We start from the raw sequence: 18,084 nt of genomic DNA, 5'->3' as shown, positions 1-18,084 counted from the left end.
TGCCCCGTTCTTCGTCCTCGTCGAACGTCCGAGCACTGTCCCGTGGTGCACTGTCCTACGCCGGGGCCCGCGGGTCGGCAAGAGCGCCCGCGACGTCAACGGCCCGATCGTGACCAGGTCGTGACGGCGCGTCAGGACGGTTCGAGAGGGGATCGCACGCGGCTCGCCGGGGCGACGAGCCGCACCGGAGCGGCGCTCGCGATTCCCTCAGATCAGGGACGGCACCCGGGCCGCCGACACCTCCCGCGCCGCCCGCTCCAGCGCGCTCGCCAGCAGGGCCAGATCGGTCGGGCCGTTGCCCAGTTCCCGCACCGAGCGGCGGGTGGGCGGATCGCCCATCCGGTGCCAGTCCAGCGGCACCACCGTGGGGCGCTGGGTCGCGGTGCGCGGGATACGGCCCGTCACCCGGCCGCCCTGGAAGGGCGTCGCCCGCCCGTCGGCGCTGGTCAGCCGCCCCCGCCCCGGCGCCGGGCTGCCCGCGGCCTCCGGGCCGGGCGCGCCCGCCGGGGCGCTCCCGCGGCCGGACACCGGCGGCTCCAGCAGGACGCGCAGCGTGGCGCGGCGGACCGGTTCGGTCCGCTCCGTCCGGCCGCCCGGCGCGGTGGCCGCCACCAGGTGCACGCCCAGCCGCTCGCCCTCCCGGGCCACCGCCTCCAGCGCGCGGACCACCGAACCGGCCGCGGGGCGGCCGGGCGAACCGAGCGCCGGGGAGACCAGGGCGTCCAGATCGTCGACGACCACCACCAGCCGGGGCAGCGGCGGCGCCGCCTCGGCCCGCGCCCGCGCCGCGGCGGGCCGCAGCCGCAGGGTGGAGCTGGGCGGGGAGTCGAGATCGGCCGCTCCCGCCCCGGCGCCCGCCGGGGTGCCCGGGGGCGCGGTGCGCTGGGCGACGACCCGGCCGCTTCCCGTCCGCCGCCCGTGCCAGGCGGCGAAGTCGGATATCCCCAGCAGCTCCGCCCGCCGCTTCAGCTCGGCGCTCAGCGACTGCGCGAACTCCCGCATGCGCACCGGGTCGTTGGCCGTGAGGTGGGTGGTCACATGCGGGACGTCCGTGCACACCCGCAGGCCCTCGGCGGGTCCGCCGGTGCCGGTGCCGTCGCGGCCGTCCACCAGCACCACGCCGAGCCGGTCGGGGCGCTCGGCGGCGGCCAGCGAGGCCACGACCGAGCGCAGCAGCTCCGTACGGCCGCTGCCCGCCGGTCCCTCGACGAGCAGATGCGGCCCGTCGGCCACCAGGTCGGCGCAGACCGGCCCGCGCGGACCGGCCCCGAGTATCGCGCAGGCCCGGCCGCCCACGGCCCCGCTGTCGTCGGCGGCGTCCGCCCAGCGGGCCTGGAGGGACGCCGGGGTGGCACGGGCCAGCCCCAGCTCGTCCAGCAGGCGGGCCGACAGCGGCAGCGGGGCCGACACCCGCGCGGGCCGGTTCCCCTCCGCTCCCTCCGGCCCGTCCACCGGCCGCAGCGGCGCCAGCGCCCGCGCGAACCGCTCGGCCCAGGCCGGGGAGACGGCGTCGACGACGGCCACGGTGCCCGGGGCCACCGGCCCGCGCGCCCGGCCGTCCGCGCGCGCCACCCGCATCAGGTGCAGCGCCGTCGCCACGTCACCGCTGAGCAGGGCGACGGCTCCGCACTCCCGGAACACCGGCGACACCGCGCACGCCGCCTCGTACGTCTCCGTCACCGGCGAGGTGGGCGAGGCGGCCTCCGCCTCCGCGAGGCAGACCACGTGGATCCCGGCCCGGGGGCCCTCCTGCGCCAGCCGGACCAGCGCGTCGCGCACCGTGGCGCCGCCGGGGTCGCCGTCCACGACGACCACCGTGTACGGCCCGGTGTGACCGGCGCCTGCACCGGATGCCTCCTCGTCCCGCGCCCAGGAGGGACGGCGGGCGGGCGGGACGGCGGCGGGGGCGGCCTCCGGGGGGTACGGCGCGGGGGGCGCGGCTCCGTCGGCGGGCGGTGCCTGGCCGGTGGCCGGGCGGTCTGCCGGGTGGTCCGCCGGGTAGGCGGCCGTGGCGGTGGCCGGGTGGGCGGCCGTGGTGGTGGCCGGGTGGATGGCGGGGTCCGGGGTTCCGTCCGCCGCCCGGTCCGGGGTCCGGGTGTCCGTCAGGTGGTCCTCCAGGCGGCGGAGGAGCTCGCCGGTGCGGGCCGCCGCCTGCTCGCGGTCGTAGGCCAGCAGGAGCCGGCAGTCCTGGCCGTGGCCGGGGCGCACCTGGGGGAGCCAGCCGAGCCAGGACCACTCCGCCGCGCGCTCCTGCGGCGGGCGGGCCCGGTCCGTGCTGAGCAGCACGATCTCCAGCGTGCCGGGGGAGTGCAGCGCGGCGAGCTGGGCCAGCACCGCGCGGGCCAGCCCGGACAGGCGGGCACGCGGCCCGGTCAGGCCCAGCGCCCCCACCTCGCGCAGGTCCGCGGTCACCGGCACCGCGGGCAGCAGCCGCCCCGAGCCGTCGGGGGCCGGCCGGTCGGCCGTGCCGAGGCGCACCGTGAGCGCCTCCGGGTGGCCGGGGCCGCGCTCCCACAGCCGGGGGCCGGGGCCCAGCGCGGTCAGCAGCAGCGCCGCCGGGTCCGGCCAGGTCTCCGGCAGCCGGGCGGCCGTCCCCGTCTCGGGCACGGCCGGGCCGGGCGCGTCGGCCACTCCGTCGTCGTACGCCGGGTACGCCTCGTGTGCCGGGTACGTCTCGTCGCGGGCCGCCGCCGGTTCGCCGCGCCCGCCGGTCAGCCGCCGCGCCCAGGCGCCCAGCCCGCCGCGCCTGCGCAGCCCCTGGGGCACGTCGGTCCCCCGGAGGGGCGTGCCCTTGCGGCCGCTCCCGCCGAGGCCGCTGTCCGGGAGGCCGCCGTCCGGATCGCCGGTCCGGTCCGCCTGATCGCCGTACTCCGCCCGATCGCCGTACTCCGGGTGGGTGCCCGGGGGCGCGGTGGCTCCGAAGCGTCCCGCGTGGGTGTCCCCGCCGCGGCTCTCGATCCGCGGCGCGCCGCCCTGCGCGGGCACCACGGTGGGGTCGAAGGGGGTGGGCGCGGGGGCGGCCCAGGCGGCGGCGCCGGTGCCGGAGGTGGTCATCGCGCCCGCGGGCCCACCGGCCTCCGGGCGGTCTGCGGCGCCGTCCCCGGTCCGGGCGGGCGCCACGCGCGCGTGGCCCTCGCCGTCCGGGGCCGTCTCCAGGCGGTCGGCGGGGCCTGCGGACGGCGTCAGCCGCAGGACCGACTCGCCGACGCGCAGCAGCGCGCCCGGGACGAAGCGGACCGGGCGCGGGTCCACGGGCCGGCCGTCCAGCACGGTGCCGTTGGTGGAACCGAGGTCGGCGACCGAGACCCGGCCGTCGGGGGCGAGGGTGACCGCGCAGTGCGCGCGGGACACGTCGGGGTCGTCGAGCGGGACGTCCGCGTCGGCGGAGCGGCCGACCGTGATCTGACCGCCGTGCAGCAGATGGACACCGCCCGCGTCCGGACCGGCGACCACATGCAGCCGGGCCGGTGCCTCGTCCAGCTCGGGGTGCGGTTCGGGCTGGGCGGGGGCGCCCACGGACAGCACCGCGCCGTCCAGCAGCGGGGGCTCGCCGAGCGTGCAGCGCTGGGCGTCCAGCCGGTCCGCGCCCGCGTACAGCACCACCGGTCCGGCTCCCGGCTCCCGGGCGCCGCGCCCGTCCGCCGCGCCGCCGTCCCCGGCGACGGCGGCGGCCAGGGCGGACGCCACCGCGGCGAGGGCTGTGCCCGCGGGGGCCGTGACCAGCACGTCTCGGCTCGCGGCGCGCCCTGGGGCCATGGGGGAGGGCGGGCCCAGCGGGTCTACGACGGTCAGCCGGATCTGCATCGCCGTCAGCGGTCCCTTCTGCGCGGGCGCCCGCGAACGGGGGAGGGACGATGCCGCTCCGCGGCCCCCCAACCGCGGACATTCCCCCCACCGCCGCACGGGCACGTCGGCCAGTACTGGGGGCATCCTCGCACCTGCCACTGACACCGCGCCCGCCGCCCACCGCGAAGTGATCTTGAATGGTCGGCTCTGCCCCCAAAAGTGCCTGGCCGATGCCCCGCGGCCGACCGTTTGAGATCGGTCACGTCCGCATTCCGGCAACCTGAGGGTCCCGATCGGACGTCTTGCCTTCGAACGACGACATCGGACGGCGACGTCGGACGGCGCACCGAACGACGCACCGGACGGCACCGCGGCGGAGTCGGGCACCGGGATCTCCGACAGGCCGGTGCCGGGCAGGACGGCACTACAGTGTGTCGGAACGTAGGCAAGCGACGTAGGCAAGCGACAGGGAGCGCATGACGTGCGGCCGGTAGGCAGCAAGTACCTCCTGGAGGAACCGCTCGGACGCGGCGCCACCGGGACCGTCTGGCGAGCCCGCCAGCACCAGAGGGCGGGAGCCGAGGCGGCCGTGCCCGGCCAGCCCGGCGAGACCGTCGCGATCAAGGTCCTCAAGGAAGAGCTGGCGAGCGACGCCGACATCGTGATGCGCTTCCTCAGAGAGCGCTCGGTACTGCTCCGGCTCACCCACCCGAACATCGTGCGGGTGCGCGATCTGGTCGTCGAGGGCGATCTGCTGGCGCTCGTCATGGACCTCGTCGACGGCCCGGACCTGCACCGCTACCTGCGCGAGAACGGCCCGCTCACCCCGGTCGCCGCCGCGCTGCTCACCGCCCAGATCGCCGACGCGCTCGCCGCGAGCCACGCCGACGGCGTGGTCCACCGGGACCTGAAACCGGCCAACGTGCTGCTCAAGCAGGACGACGGCCGTATGTACCCGATGCTGACCGACTTCGGCATCGCCCGGCTGGCCGACTCGCCCGGACTGACCCGCACCCACGAGTTCGTCGGCACGCCCGCGTACGTCGCGCCCGAGTCCGCCGAGGGCCGCCCGCAGACCTCCGCCGTGGACATCTACGGCGCCGGCATCCTGCTGTACGAGCTGATCACCGGGCGCCCGCCGTTCTCCGGCGGCTCCGCCCTCGAGGTCCTGCACCAGCACCTGAGCGCCGAGCCGCGCCGCCCCTCCACCGTGCCCGACCCGCTGTGGACGGTCATCGAGCGCTGCCTGCGCAAGAACCCGGACGAGCGGCCGAGCGCGGAGAGCCTGGCGCGCGCCCTGCGCGTGGTCGCCGAGGGCGTCGGCGTGCACGCGAACGCCGCGCAGATCGCCGCCGCCGACGGCGTCGGCGCGCTCCTCGCCCCCGATCCCGCGCCCGCCACCGTGCCCGCGCCGGACGGTGTGCCCGGCGCCGCCGACCCCACGACGGTGCTGCCGCAGGGCGCGGCGGGCGCACCACCGGCGTACGACCCGAACGGCGCGACCAGCGTCCTGCCGCACACCGGCGGCCCGCAGGGCCCGGACGGCGTGCCCGGCGCGGCCGACCCGACCACGGTGATGCCGCAGGGCGCGGCGGGCCCCACCCGCGTGATGCCGCCCGTGCCGCCGGGCCAGCAGGGACAACACGGTCAGCAGGGCCAGTACGGCCAGCCCGGCCAGCAGGGCCAGCAGCCGGAGGAACCGCACCCCTGGCAGTCCCAGCTGCGCGCGGCCCGCGACCGCAACGACCAGACGCAGGTCCAGTACCTCGACCCGACCGAGGACCCGCTGCGCCGCCGCCCCCAGCGGCAGGTCGCCCGGCCGCAGCAGCAGCCGCCGCAGCGGCAGCGCCCCCAGGGCCCGCCGCAGTCGCAGCAGCCCGGCTACGGCTATCCGCAGCAGCCCGGCCAGGGATATCCGCAGGGGCAGCAGCAGCCCCGGTACGCGACCCCGCAGCCGCAGCAGTACGCCCCGGCCCCGCAGCACCAGCCCCGCGAGCCCCAGCGGTACGCGCCGCCCGCCCCCGAGCCGCAGCGGCCCGCGCGGGAGCCGAGGGAGCCGCGCCGCCGTGGCGCGAACCCGATGAAGATCCCCGGGCTCGGCTGCCTGAAGGGCTGCCTGTTCACGGTCGTCATCCTGTTCGTCGCGGGCTGGCTGGTGTGGGAGCTGAGCCCCCTCCAGAGCTGGATCGGGACCGGCAAGGGCTACTGGGCGCAGCTGGGCGACTGGTTCGACACGGCGACCGGCTGGGTCAAGGACCTCGGCGGCAGCTGACCGGTGCTCGGCGCCCGGCGGCCGCCGTCGACGCGAGTTCATGGATTTGTCGACACCCGGCGGGTGATTTCGGCCGCCGCGGTGAAGGTCGCCCCGCCGGACGCGTAGTTTTGTCGGCAACACGCGTCTGTAGGAGCAGTCTTGGCACGGAAGATCGGCAGCCGGTACACCGCGCACCAGATCCTGGGGCGGGGCAGCGCCGGGACGGTGTGGCTGGGCGAGGGACCGGACGGGCCCGTCGCCGTGAAGCTCCTGCGCGAGGACCTCGCGTCCGACCAGGAGCTGGTGGGCCGCTTCGTGCAGGAGCGCACGGCCCTGCTGGGCCTCGAACACCCGAACGTGGTCTGTGTGCGCGACCTGGTGGTCGACGGCAACGACCTGGCCCTGGTGATGGACCTGGTCCGCGGCACCGACCTGCGCACCCGGCTGGAGCGCGAGCGGCGGCTGGCGCCCGAGGCGGCGGTGGCGATCGTGGCCGACGTCGCCGACGGGCTGGCCGCCGCGCACGCCGCCGGGGTCGTGCACCGGGACGTCAAGCCGGAGAACGTCCTGCTGGACATGCAGGGCCCGCTCGGTCCCGGCGGCGCCCACCCGGCGCTGCTGACGGACTTCGGTGTGGCCAAGCTCATCGACTCGCCCAAGCGCACCCGCGCCACCAGGATCATCGGCACGCCGGACTACCTGGCCCCGGAGATCGTGGAGGGGCTGCCCCCGCGCGCGGCGGTGGACATCTACGCCCTGGCCACGGTCCTCTACGAGCTGCTGGCCGGCTTCACCCCGTTCGGCGGCGGCCACCCCGGCGCGGTGCTGCGCCGCCATGTCACCGAGACCGTGGTCCCGCTGCCCGGCATCCCCGACGAGCTGTGGCAGCTCATCGTGCAGTGCCTGGCGAAGGGGCCCGCCTCCCGGCTGCGCGCCTCCGAGCTGGCGGCCCGGCTGCGCGAGCTGCTGCCGCTGCTCGCGGGCATGCCGCCCCTGGAGGTGGACGAACCGGACGCCGACGCCGCCGGGGACGGTGCGGACGAGGCGCCCGAGGAGACGGCGGCACCGGCCGGGGACCGGGCCCGCCGCCGGGGCGCGGTCCCGCTGGTGCCCGGCGCGCAGCCGGACTCCAACCGCGACACCCACACCTCGATGCGGGTGCCCGCGCCGGACGAGCTGGCCGGCGGCGCCCGCGGCACCGCCCGCGCGCCCCGGGCGCCGGGCGCGCCCCGCCCCGGTTCGGCCCGCCACCGCACGGCCGCCCGGCGCCGCCGGATCACGCTCAGCGTGGCCGGTCTGGTGCTGGCGGGCGCGGTGGGCGCGGGCGCCTGGTGGGCGTCCTCGGGCGACGGCGCGGACGGCCCGGCCCGGGACACGGAGCACTCGGCGCCCGCCGCGCCCTGACCCCGCGGGCCCCCGCCGCCCGAGGCGCCCCGGCCCCGCGGCCCCGCCGCCCTCCGCGGCCCGCCCCCGCGGGCACCCCCGCCCCGGCCCGGCGCTGGCCGCCCGGCGGAGCCGTTACGCTGGAGGCGTGGCAGTCGTCGACGTATCCGAAGAGCTCAAGTCCCTCTCCTCGACCATGGAGTCGATCGAGGCCGTTCTGGACCTCGACAGGATGAGGGCAGACATCGCCGTGCTCGAGGAGCAGGCGGCAGTGCCCTCCCTGTGGGACAACCCGGACGAGGCGCAGAAGATCACCAGCAAGCTCTCCCACCTCCAGGCCGAGGTCAGGAAGGCGGAGGGGCTGCGCGGACGGATCGACGATCTCGCTGTGCTGTTCGAGATGGCCGAGGAGGAGGACGACCCGGACACCCGCGCCGAGGCCGAGTCCGAGCTGGCCTCCGTGCGCAAGGCGCTGGACGAGATGGAGGTCCGCACCCTCCTGTCCGGCGAGTACGACGCCCGTGAGGCCCTGGTCAACATCCGGGCCGAGGCCGGTGGCGTGGACGCCGCCGACTTCGCCGAGAAGCTCCAGCGCATGTACCTGCGCTGGGCCGAGCAGCACGGCTACAAGACCGAGATCTACGAGACGTCGTACGCCGAAGAGGCCGGCATCAAGTCGACCACCTTCGCCGTGCAGGTGCCCTACGCCTACGGCACCCTCTCGGTGGAGCAGGGCACGCACCGCCTGGTGCGCATCTCGCCCTACGACAACCAGGGCCGTCGGCAGACCTCCTTCGCGGGCGTCGAGATCCTCCCCGTGGTGGAGCAGACCGACCACGTCGAGATCGACGAGTCCGAGCTGCGCGTGGACGTCTACCGCTCCTCCGGCCCCGGCGGCCAGGGCGTGAACACCACCGACTCCGCCGTCCGCCTCACCCACCTGCCCACCGGCATCGTGGTCTCCTGCCAGAACGAGCGCTCGCAGATCCAGAACAAGGCCACGGCGATGAACGTCCTCCAGGCCAAGCTGCTGGAGCGGCGCCGCCAGGAGGAGCAGGCCAAGATGGACGCGCTCAAGGGCGACGGCGGCAACTCCTGGGGCAACCAGATGCGTTCGTACGTCCTGCACCCGTACCAGATGGTCAAGGACCTGCGCACCGAGTTCGAGGTCGGCAACCCGGAGGCCGTGTTCAACGGCGAGATCGACGGGTTCCTGGAGGCCGGGATTCGCTGGCGCAAGCAGCAGGAACAGCAGAGCAAGTAGCGATCGGACGCTTTGTCGACAAGGCAACTGCTGCCCTCGTGGCGGCAGTTGCCTTTTCTGTGCCCGATGTCTGGGTTTTGCGTCACACTCACATCGCTCTTCCTCCGGCAAAGAGCGCTTACCCGGACATCGCGGTCGCAACGGCCTTGACGTTGCTTTGAAATATGGGAAGGGTGAGGCGCGGCATGCGTAGGTACGGGGCGCATGTGAACCGGGGGGCTTCATCGTTCAGCACCTCCGTCGATCACTGCCCCCGGCGCGGCCTCATTGACGATCGGCTACTGGGGGTAGCGAACATATGACGAAGAAGACGCGGGTCCGGGTCGCGCGCATAGCCGCCGGCGCGGTGATCGCCGCGGGTGCCTCGCTGACCGCCGCGGGCGCGGCTTCCGCGCTGGACGCGAACGTGCAGGTCGGTCCGGTCAGCCTCGGCGTCGCCGTCGGCGGTGACGACGAGGGCACCAGCGAAGGCACCGACCAGGGCGGCACCAACGAGGGCACCTCGCTGGGTGTGAGCGAGGGCCAGTCGGAGGGCACCTCGACGGGCTCGGAGGGCACCTCCACCGGGTCGTCGGAGGGCACCTCGGAGGGTACGTCCACGGGCACCTCGGAGGGCACCTCCACCGGTACGTCCGAGGGCACCTCCACGGGCACGTCGGAAGGCACGTCCACCGGTACGTCGGAGGGCACGTCCACCGGTACCTCGGAGGGCACCTCCACCGGTACGTCCGAGGGCACCTCCACGGGCACCTCGGAGGGCACGTCCACCGGCAGCTCCGAGGGCACCTCCACGGGTACGTCCCAGGGCGGCGACAACGGCGGCAACGGCAACGGCGGCTCCGGCAACAGTGGGGGCGGCAACGGCGGCAACGGCGGCGGTTCCGGCAACAATGGCGGGAACGGCAACGGCGGGAACACCGGCGGCAACGGCGGGAACACCGGCGGGAACGGCGGCGGTGACACCACCGGCGGCACCACCCCCGACGGCAGCAGCGGCGGCAACGGCGGCCCCGCCCCGCAGGAGCAGGGCTCCTCGGCCCTGACCGACACCGGCACGGACACGCCGGCCGGTACCCCGGCGAACACCGCGCCCCAGGGCAGCGGCAAGCAGCTGGCGGAGACCGGTGCAGGCCAGACCGCGTTCCTGCTGATCGGTGCGGCGACGATGATCGCCGGCGGTATCGGCTTCCGGATCCTGCCGCGCATGATGGCGGGCCGCGGCGGCGCCACCGCCTGAGTGTGCCCACGGCCTCACGGGGCGTGAGCGACACGTGCTGAGGGGCCCGGAGCGCACCGCTCCGGGCCCCTCAGCCCTGTCCTGTCCACCCGCTCCCGGCGGGGCCCGCCGACCGCGGCTATACGCCGCCGCTAAGCGGTCTGCTGCGCCAGCAGCGCCACCCCGGCGATCAGCACCGCCAGCAGCGCGATCAGCGCCATCGGGTTCAGCCCCGCGAGGAAGTTGTTCTCCTGCTGGAGCCGCTCGCGGTTCGCGCGGCACACCGGGCAGCGGCCCTCACTCACGGGCGCCGCGCAGTTCGCGCACACCAGCCGGTCGTACGTCATGCGCTCGCCCTCCTTGCACCGGTTACACCCGGACAACGCCCGCGGGCACGCGAACGTTCCCTTCTCCACCATGCCAGGTTCCCCGGATTTCAGCGCGGGGTCCTCCCGGATCCGGGCCGCGGGCACGACAAAACGCACAACTGTCCCCAACCCCGACCGGTGACTGCGCACCCACACCCGACTCGCGTATGGTCACGCTCATCTACCCCCGGCGACCCGTGGTGCATCCGTGATCCGATTCGACAGTGTCTCCAAGGTCTACCCCAAGCAGACCCACGCCGCCCTCAGGGATGTCTCCCTGGAGGTCGAGAAGGGCGAGTTCGTCTTCCTCGTGGGGTCCTCCGGCTCCGGAAAGTCCACCTTCCTGCGGCTGATCCTCCGCGAGGAGCGGTGCAGCCACGGCCAGGTGCACGTCCTGGGCAAGGACCTCGCGCGGCTGTCCAACTGGAAGGTGCCGCAGATGCGCCGCCAGCTGGGCACCGTCTTCCAGGACTTCCGCCTGCTGCCGAACAAGACGGTCGCGGAGAACGTGGCCTTCGCGCAGGAGGTCATCGGCAAGTCGAAGGGCGAGATCCGCAAGTCCGTGCCGCAGGTGCTGGACCTCGTCGGACTCGGCGGCAAGGAGGACCGCAGGCCGGGCGAGTTGTCCGGTGGTGAGCAGCAGCGCGTCGCCATCGCGCGGGCGTTCGTCAACCGGCCCAAGCTGCTGATCGCCGACGAGCCCACCGGCAACCTCGACCCGCAGACCTCCGTAGGCATCATGAAGCTGCTCGACCGCATCAACCGGACGGGCACCACCGTGGTGATGGCGACCCACGACCAGAACATCGTGGACCAGATGCGCAAGCGCGTCATCGAGCTGGAGAAGGGCCGCCTCGTCCGCGACCAGGCGCGCGGCGTCTACGGCTACCAGCACTGAGAAGTCCACGACGGAAAGGCTTGACCAGACGCCATGCGCGCCCAGTTCGTCCTGTCGGAGATCGGTGTCGGTCTCCGCCGCAACCTGACGATGACGTTCGCCGTCATCGTCTCCGTGGCCCTGTCCCTGGCCCTGTTCGGAGGATCCCTCCTGCTGAGCGACCAGGTGACCAAGATGAAGGGCTACTGGTACGACAAAGTCAACGTGTCGATCTTCCTCTGCAACAAGAGCAACGCCGAGTCCGACGCGAACTGCGCCAAGGGCGCGGTCACCGAGGACCAGAAGAAGGCGATCCTCGCCGACCTCCAGAAGATGTCGGTGGTGGAGAAGGTCACGTACGAATCCCAGGACGAGGCGTACAAGCACTACAAGGAGCAGTTCGGCAACTCGCCGCTGGCCTCCTCGATCACCCCGGACCAGATGCAGGAGTCGTACCGGATCAAGCTGAAGAACCCGGAGCAGTACCAGGTCATCGCCAGCGCCTTCAACGGCCGTGACGGCGTGCAGACCGTGCAGGACCAGAAGAGCATCCTGGACAACCTCTTCACCCTGCTCGGCTATCTGAACTGGGCGGCCCGCGGCGTGATGGCGGTGATGCTCACGGTGGCGACGCTGCTGATCGTCAACACCGTGCGGGTCTCCGCGTTCAGCCGCCGCCGGGAGACCGGGATCATGCGCCTGGTCGGCGCCTCCGGCTTCTACATCCAGGCGCCGTTCATCATGGAGGCCGCCGTCTCCGGACTGATCGGCGGACTGCTGGCCTCCTCCTTCCTGGTGACCGTGCAGTACTTCGTGATCGACAACGGAGTGGCGCTGTCCTCGAAGCTCCAGCTGATCAACTTCGTGGGCTGGGACGCGGTGCTCACCAAGCTGCCGCTCATCCTCGCCGCGAGCTTCCTGATCCCCGCGCTCGCCGGTTTCCTCGCGCTGCGCAAGTATCTGAAGGTGTGACGCTCGTCCATCTGATGGTGTGACACATGTCGGCAGGGCCGCACCGCCAAGCGCGCGTGCGGCCCTGCGCGTTGTCCTAGACTCACCGCCATGTCAGGCCGTGACCCCTTCTGTCAGCCCCGCCGCAGCCGCTCCGGGGCCGGTCTGACGCTGGTCTTCGTGGGCGTGCTCGTGGCGGGCGCGGCGACCGGTTCGCTGCCCGGACACGAGCGCGGGTCCGCGGCGTCCGCGCACCGCGCGGTCCCGGTCCCGTCCGCCCCCGTCGGCCCGCCCGCCCCCGGCTCCGCCCCCGGCTCCGCCCCCGGCTCGTCCTCCGACTCCTCGGACCCCGACTCCGCCGCCGCCTCCGCGCACCGGTCGTCGTCCCCCGTGAGCCCGTCCGAACAGGTCGCGCGGGCCGCCGCCGAGGCCATGGCCGCGGGCAAGTCGCCGGTGGAGGCCGCCGAACACGCCGTCAGCCGCAGCGGCGACCGCTGGGGCGCCGTCTACTCCCCGGGCGACTACGAGGAGTTCCAGGACGCCCTGGACGGCCGCTACACCGGCGTCGGGCTGTGGGCGCGGCGCGCGCGGGACGGCCGGATCGACGTCACCGAGGTGCAGACCGGCTCACCGGCCGCCGACGCGGGGATCCGCGCGGGCGACCGGCTGCGCAGCGTGGACGGCGAGACGGTGGACGGCCGGCCCGTCACCGACGTGGTCTCCCTGCTGCGCGGCGACGCCGACGACGCGCCCGCCGGCACCTCCGTCACCCTGGGCCTCCAGCGCGGCTCGCGCACCTGGACGCGGACGCTGCGCCGGGCCCGCCTGTCCACCGACTCCGTCTCGGTGCGGCGCCTGTCCGACGGTACGACCGTCATCAGGATCACCGCCTTCACCAAGGGCGCCGGGGACAAGGTCCGCACGGCCGTGCGCGGCGCCCCGGCCCGCTCCGGGATCGTCCTGGACCTGCGGGGCAACTCCGGCGGCCTGGTCACCGAGGCGGTCACCACCGCCTCCGCCTTCCTCGACGGGGGCCTGGTCGCCACCTACGACGTCGACGGCAGCCAGCGCGCCCTGCACGCCGAGCCCGGCGGCGACACCACCCGGCCGCTGGTCGCCCTGGTCGACGGCGGCACGATGAGCGCGGCCGAACTGCTCACCGGCGCCCTCAAGGACCGGGGCCGCGCCCTCGTCGTCGGCTCCCGCACCTTCGGCAAGGGCTCCGTCCAGATGCCGACCCGGCTGCCCGACGGCTCCGTCGCCGAACTCACCGTCGGCCACTACCGCACCCCCGCCGGCCGCAGCGTCGACGGCCACGGCATCACCCCCGACCTGGACGCGGGCACAGACCCGCTGTCCCGCGCCCGCACGGTCCTGACGGGGCTGGGAGACCCTTCGTAGCGTCGGGCGACTGCCGTAGCGTCGGACGACCGCCCGGTGCCGATGGTCCCGGTCGGCCGCGGGCCTCATACGGCGCCGGTCAGCGCCGCTATCCCCCGGAACTCGTGCGCCAGCCGGTTCCGGCCAAGACCAGCCCACTCCCTCTCCAGGGCCGCCCGGGGGAGAGGGGTGACGTGCTGGAGTTCGACGAGCATGCGGTGGGCGACCGTCCAGCGGACGGCCGAGGACTCGGCCTGGATCTCCACCCCCACCGCGCGCGGCGCCAGCGTCCGCGGATCGTGGACGTCACCCGTGACACCCCAGTAGGGGGCGTGCCGCGCCCACGCCGCTGTCCAGCAGTCCCGCAGGTCCGGGCAGACCTGGACGGCGACGGCGGCGCAGGGCAGATGAAGGGGCGGGCTGCCGGTGTGCTCCCCCTCGCAGACGGGACCGCCCCCGGCCCTGCGGAGGAAGAGGTAGGGGCCGGTGTATCCGGGATCCACCGGCCGCTTGCAGATCCGGCACCACAGATCGAGCATCGCGCGGCGCTGCCGGTACGGATGGACGACCTGGAGCCGCGGACTCCCGCGCCGGTCCCTCGGCGGCATCGCCGTCCGCGTCCACAGCGTTCCCCAGCTGTCCCGGTCGTACGGCGTCTCGTCCGCGTAGGCCAGCCGACCGCGGACCGGATCCGCGACCAGGGCGAGCGGCAGCGGTGTCTCGCGGCTGTAGCCCGCGATGTAGGGGGTGATTCCGGCGGGGACGGGGGGCAGGACCGAGGGGACACCGGTCGGAGCGGGGCGGCGCTCGGTGCCGGTCATCCCGTTCCCACCTCGGCCCACACGCTCTTGCCGCGGCCGCAGGGCGTGACGCCCCAGTCCCGGGACAGGCCGTCGACCAGACACAGCCCCCGGCCCGTCTCGGCCATGAGGTCCCCGCTCCCCGGTCGCGGCAGCAGCGGGCTCCCGTCCGCGACCGCCACACACACCTTCGCGTGTCCCGTACGGGTCACCGTCATCCCCACGTCCGGGCCACGCGCATGCCGGACGGCATTGGTCACCAGCTCCGAGGCGACCAGTTCGGCGTCGGCCACGAGCCGGGGCAGATGCCACACGGCCAGCACGGTCGCCACCATCACCCGCGCCTCCCCGGCGGCCCGCTCGTCCCGTGGGAAGACTCCGCTGTAGGACGGGTGTCCGGTGGCCGAAGCGACCGGGTGCCATGGCGGCCGCGGCCGTTTCGTACCCGTCGACCTGTGCCCGGCCGCGCCGTCCGTGCCGGGCACAGGCTCGTTCCGATCGCCGGACACGCCGGGGACCATGCTCGTTCTGGTCATCTCACGCCTGGCCTCTTCGGAGAGTGGGATGCCCTGCTCGCCTTCCTCCGCTACGCACGGAGGCGGGCCGGGCCACTAGCCGACGGCCTGTACTGTGCGGGCCGTCCGTGACCAGACAACTCCGCTCGCCAGTGGTCCGGTTAGGGCGATGAGTGGGGAACCGGGCGTCGCCCCCCAGGGGGATTTGACTCGCGGTTTTCCTGTCGAGACGCGTATGCGGCGCTACGGTGCGCGCATGGGTGCCGCGCGCAACGAAGCTCTTGAGACGTGGATGAAGGAGCACGGGCACAGCGCCAACAGCCTGGCTGAAGCGGCCAACAGAGCTGTCGAGCGGCTGACCGGACGCACGGGCAGCTATGACGGTTCGTCGGTCCGCGCCTGGAAGTCTGGCCGGGTCCGGTGGCCGAATGAGTTCACCCGCAAGGCTCTTGAGGCCGTGACAGGGATGTCCGCGACGGAATTAGGGTTCGTGCCTCGGGGTCGGGCTCAGGCCATCCCCACTCCTCAGCAGGAGGACGACATGAAGCGGCGCACCCTGATCGGCGGAATTGCCGTGGCCGCCACCGCAGCAGTTCCCGGCACTGCCCCCCGACGTATCGGCATGAGCGACGTCGACCGTCTGGAGCAGCGATTCACCGAGATCATCGCCAGCGACATCCGCTGGGGAGGACAGCCCGACATCGAGCGGCGGGCCACCGCGCTCGCGGACGAGGCACTGAACCTCCAGAACGCCGGCAGCGCCGCCCAGCGTGTGCGCAGCAGCCTGTACGCCTCTGCTGCCGCGTTCCGTTCGTCAGCGATGTGGGCTGCCATCGACGGCTGTCGCTACGACGCTGCCAAGGCACACATGCGTGAGGCTCAGGCCCTCGCCGAGATGTCCGGTGATCAGGCGATCAAGTTCCGTGTCTGGAGTCACGCGGGCAGCATGTACCGGCACCTGGGCCGGACCGCCGACGCCCTCGCGGCGAACGACGTCGCCCGCAACCTGCACATCACGCGGCGTGATCCCTTGTTCAGCTGCCTCGGACATGCCCGGCATGCCGCCACCCTCGGTCTCACCGGCGACACCGCAGCCGTTCACCGCGCCCTAGGATCCGCCGAGGACGCGCTCGAACGCGCCGACCCGGACGCCGTGCGCCCCATGTGGATGGGCGCTGTACGCAACGGAGCCGAGCTGGAAACGCTGGCCCTGTCCGCACATCTCCGCCTCGGCAACTTCGAACAGGCGGAAGCGCACGCCCACCGGAGCCTGGCCCTGCTGCGTCCCCAGATGCGACGCGACCGTGCCATCAACACGGCCCGGCTCGCACACGCCCAGCTCGGGCAGGGGGAAGCCGACGCCGCCGCGTCCACCGCGATGAAAGTCCCCGCCGTCGTCGCCACCCGACACGCTCGGGTCGCCCGGATGCTCCAAGAGTTCGGCGCCGCACTGCGCGCCACCGCGCCCGGCGACGCCGTCGTCCAGGACTGGACCGAGCACACCGCCACCTGGAGGACGGCCACGTGATCACGGAGCCCACCGTCATACCGCGCGCGCCTCCCCCCCCCCTTGATGTCACCGCCGCCGCGACACGTACCACTGCTCACCTGCCGTCCTACGCCGTCACCCCCTTCGGCGAGCGCTTCGACCGGCACGGCACCGAGCCGGGCTTCGTGGCCGTGCTCGCGTACGCCGACGAGCACCCGGTCGGATACGCCTACGGCAACCGGATCGAGCACGGCGACCGCTACTGGCAGCGCACCAGCCCGGCGCCGGCCGACGAATACACCGAACACCCGGTCCTGGCCGTCAAGGAGATCGGCGTCCGGCCGAACTGGCGCAAGACCGGAACGGCCCGGCGCATCCACGACGCTCTGCTGCTCGCCGGCCCCGACGAGCGGTACGTGACGCTGATGGTCAACGAGGCAGCCGGCGACGGCAAGGTCCACGCGCTCTACCGGTCGTGGGGATACGAGGACATCGGCCACAGCCAGCCGTCACCGGCCTCCCCGCGGCTCACGGTGATGATCCGTCCCGTCCGCTGAGGAGCAGCGGTCGCTGCCTTCGAGCGTCTGAGGCGCGGACCTGAGCCGTCCCCGGCCCCGGTGCCGGGTCCGCCCCCCCCGGAAATGGACTTCCCGCCCACCCCCCGTCTAGTGCCAAAATGGCAGGCACTATGGCTAAGGAAAAAGGGCGCAAGCTGATCGCGCAGAACAAGAAGGCGCGGCACGACTACCTCATCCTCGACACCTACGAGGCCGGTCTGGTGCTGACGGGTACCGAGGTGAAGTCGCTGCGTCAGGGGCGGGCCTCGCTGGTCGACGGGTTCGTGCAGTTGGACGACCACGAGGCGTGGCTGCACAACGTGCATGTGCCGGAGTACACGCAGGGCACCTGGACCAATCACAGCGCCCGGCGCAAGCGGAAGCTGCTGCTGCACCGCGAGGAGATCGACAAGCTGGAGTCGAAGTCCCAGGAGACGGGGCACACGATCGTGCCGCTCGCCCTGTACTTCAAGGACGGCCGGGCCAAGATCGAGATCGCGCTGGCGAAGGGCAAGAAGGAGTACGACAAGCGGCAGACGCTGCGCGAGAAGCAGGACCGCCGCGACGCGGAGCGGGTGATGTCGGCGGTGCGCCGCAAGCAGCAGGCGTGACGCGCGACGGGACCGGGCGGGGCGCCGGGGCAGCGGGAATAAGCTGGCAAGGAGCCGCGTTGGTCACGTACGATGGCAACTGCACCGCACAGCCGGTGCGCACCGCCTCTGCGGAGGGCCTCTGAGGGCCTCTTCGGAGGGATTGAAAAATCAACATGGGGATGATCGGTTTCGACAGCGGCTGTCGAAGCAGGGGAAGCGTGTCGAGGAAGCGGCCATGATCTCGTAAACCACAGGCCGAAAAAAATAATCGCCAATACCAAGCGCGATTCCTCCCAGCAGGCCTTCGCCCTCGCTGCCTGATCTCAGGTAGCGATCGCGAGCCTCCTATACAGGGAGTGTCAGCCCGGGGCTGTTCCCGACCCGGATCCTGGCATCAGCTAGGGGACTAAACCTTGATCCCGGTCACGGGGTGAAGAGGGAAACCAAACAGTGACTGAGCCCGTCGGAGACTTGTCCGCGTGATCTCCGGGGCCGAGAAAATCGTAGCGGACTGCACACGGAGAAGCCCTGGTTCCGCACCGTTGGACGCGGGTTCGATTCCCGCCATCTCCACTCACCCGTCCGCGGGTACCCCATGTGAGACAAAGGCCCTGCCGCTTTCGAGCGGTGGGGCCTTTGTCGTGTGCCGTG

General features: G+C 73.6%; 14 protein-coding genes and 1 other RNA gene. 11 read left to right on the top strand and 4 right to left on the bottom strand.

Features of this window, described 5'->3' with window-relative positions:
* Positions 1-207: 207 nt before the first annotated feature.
* Positions 208-3,804, bottom strand: coding sequence for an FHA domain-containing protein (locus ACWDYF_RS22425; RefSeq protein ID WP_389465821.1), 3,597 nt, complete (start codon positions 3,802-3,804; stop codon positions 208-210).
* A gap of 463 nt (positions 3,805-4,267) precedes the next feature.
* Between ACWDYF_RS22425 and ACWDYF_RS22420 the strand changes: the two genes are divergently transcribed.
* The 4 genes from ACWDYF_RS22420 (at position 4,268) to ACWDYF_RS22405 (ending at position 9,924) form a co-directional block, all read left to right on the top strand.
* On the top strand, positions 4,268-6,058 hold the full coding sequence (locus tag ACWDYF_RS22420) for a serine/threonine-protein kinase (RefSeq protein WP_389465824.1): 1,791 nt from the start codon (positions 4,268-4,270) through the stop codon (positions 6,056-6,058).
* Positions 6,059-6,199: 141 nt separating this feature from the next.
* On the top strand, positions 6,200-7,444 hold the full coding sequence (locus ACWDYF_RS22415; RefSeq protein WP_018565515.1) for a serine/threonine-protein kinase: 1,245 nt from the start codon (positions 6,200-6,202) through the stop codon (positions 7,442-7,444).
* 127 nt (positions 7,445-7,571) lie between these two features.
* Positions 7,572-8,687: a peptide chain release factor 2 gene (gene prfB, locus ACWDYF_RS22410; protein ID WP_018565516.1), complete on the top strand. Its 1,116-nt coding sequence runs from the start codon at positions 7,572-7,574 to the stop codon at positions 8,685-8,687.
* A gap of 298 nt (positions 8,688-8,985) precedes the next feature.
* Positions 8,986-9,924, top strand: a complete 939-nt coding sequence (locus ACWDYF_RS22405; RefSeq protein ID WP_389465828.1) for a hypothetical protein — start codon at positions 8,986-8,988, stop codon at positions 9,922-9,924.
* 131 nt (positions 9,925-10,055) lie between these two features.
* Here the strand turns inward: ACWDYF_RS22405 and ACWDYF_RS22400 are convergent, their stop codons facing one another.
* A complete protein-coding gene (locus ACWDYF_RS22400) occupies positions 10,056-10,250 on the bottom strand; it encodes a hypothetical protein (RefSeq protein ID WP_018565518.1) in 195 nt (64 codons plus the stop codon).
* A 229-nt stretch (positions 10,251-10,479) separates the two neighbouring features.
* On the opposite strand from ACWDYF_RS22400, the gene ftsE reads away from it, so the two are divergent.
* From ftsE to ACWDYF_RS22385, 3 genes are all read left to right on the top strand, one after another.
* On the top strand, positions 10,480-11,169 hold the full coding sequence (gene ftsE / locus ACWDYF_RS22395; RefSeq protein WP_389465835.1) for a cell division ATP-binding protein FtsE: 690 nt from the start codon (positions 10,480-10,482) through the stop codon (positions 11,167-11,169).
* Positions 11,170-11,202: 33 nt separating this feature from the next.
* A complete protein-coding gene (gene ftsX, locus ACWDYF_RS22390; protein WP_381740602.1) occupies positions 11,203-12,120 on the top strand; it encodes a permease-like cell division protein FtsX in 918 nt (305 codons plus the stop codon).
* Between the two features lie 90 nt (positions 12,121-12,210).
* Positions 12,211-13,500 carry a S41 family peptidase gene (locus tag ACWDYF_RS22385; RefSeq protein ID WP_389465839.1) on the top strand — a complete coding sequence of 430 codons (1,290 nt, stop codon included), beginning with the start codon at positions 12,211-12,213 and terminating at the stop codon, positions 13,498-13,500.
* A gap of 65 nt (positions 13,501-13,565) precedes the next feature.
* Here ACWDYF_RS22385 and ACWDYF_RS22380 read toward each other — a convergent pair whose 3' ends face one another.
* Together ACWDYF_RS22380 and ACWDYF_RS22375 are read right to left on the bottom strand one after the other, a co-directional pair.
* A complete protein-coding gene (locus tag ACWDYF_RS22380) occupies positions 13,566-14,300 on the bottom strand; it encodes a hypothetical protein (protein ID WP_389465842.1) in 735 nt (244 codons plus the stop codon).
* Entirely contained in the window at positions 14,297-14,800 is a 504-nt protein-coding gene (locus ACWDYF_RS22375) for an ATP-binding protein (RefSeq protein ID WP_451584299.1), read from the bottom strand. Before ACWDYF_RS22375 ends, ACWDYF_RS22380 begins: the two co-directional genes overlap by 4 nt.
* Before the next feature lie 250 nt (positions 14,801-15,050).
* Here ACWDYF_RS22375 and ACWDYF_RS22370 point away from each other — a divergent pair, with 250 nt between their 5' ends.
* The 4 genes from ACWDYF_RS22370 to ssrA all read left to right on the top strand — a co-directional run bounded on the left by ACWDYF_RS22370 (position 15,051) and on the right by ssrA (position 18,009).
* A complete protein-coding gene (locus ACWDYF_RS22370) occupies positions 15,051-16,322 on the top strand; it encodes a hypothetical protein (RefSeq protein ID WP_389465848.1) in 1,272 nt (423 codons plus the stop codon).
* Positions 16,304-16,840, top strand: coding sequence for a GNAT family N-acetyltransferase (locus ACWDYF_RS22365; RefSeq protein WP_389466198.1), 537 nt, complete (start codon positions 16,304-16,306; stop codon positions 16,838-16,840). The genes ACWDYF_RS22370 and ACWDYF_RS22365 overlap by 19 nt, the downstream gene beginning before the upstream one ends.
* Positions 16,841-16,971: 131 nt before the next feature.
* Entirely contained in the window at positions 16,972-17,451 is a 480-nt protein-coding gene (smpB, locus tag ACWDYF_RS22360; RefSeq protein WP_018565526.1) for an SsrA-binding protein SmpB, read from the top strand.
* Between the two features lie 157 nt (positions 17,452-17,608).
* Positions 17,609-18,009: a transfer-messenger RNA gene (gene ssrA, locus ACWDYF_RS22355) on the top strand.
* Positions 18,010-18,084 lie beyond the last annotated feature (75 nt).

Source organism: Streptomyces sp. NPDC003284 (assembly GCF_053589675.1).
The sequence above is the reverse complement of the archived record's forward strand: the minus strand, read 5'-3'. Positions and strand labels throughout refer to the sequence as shown.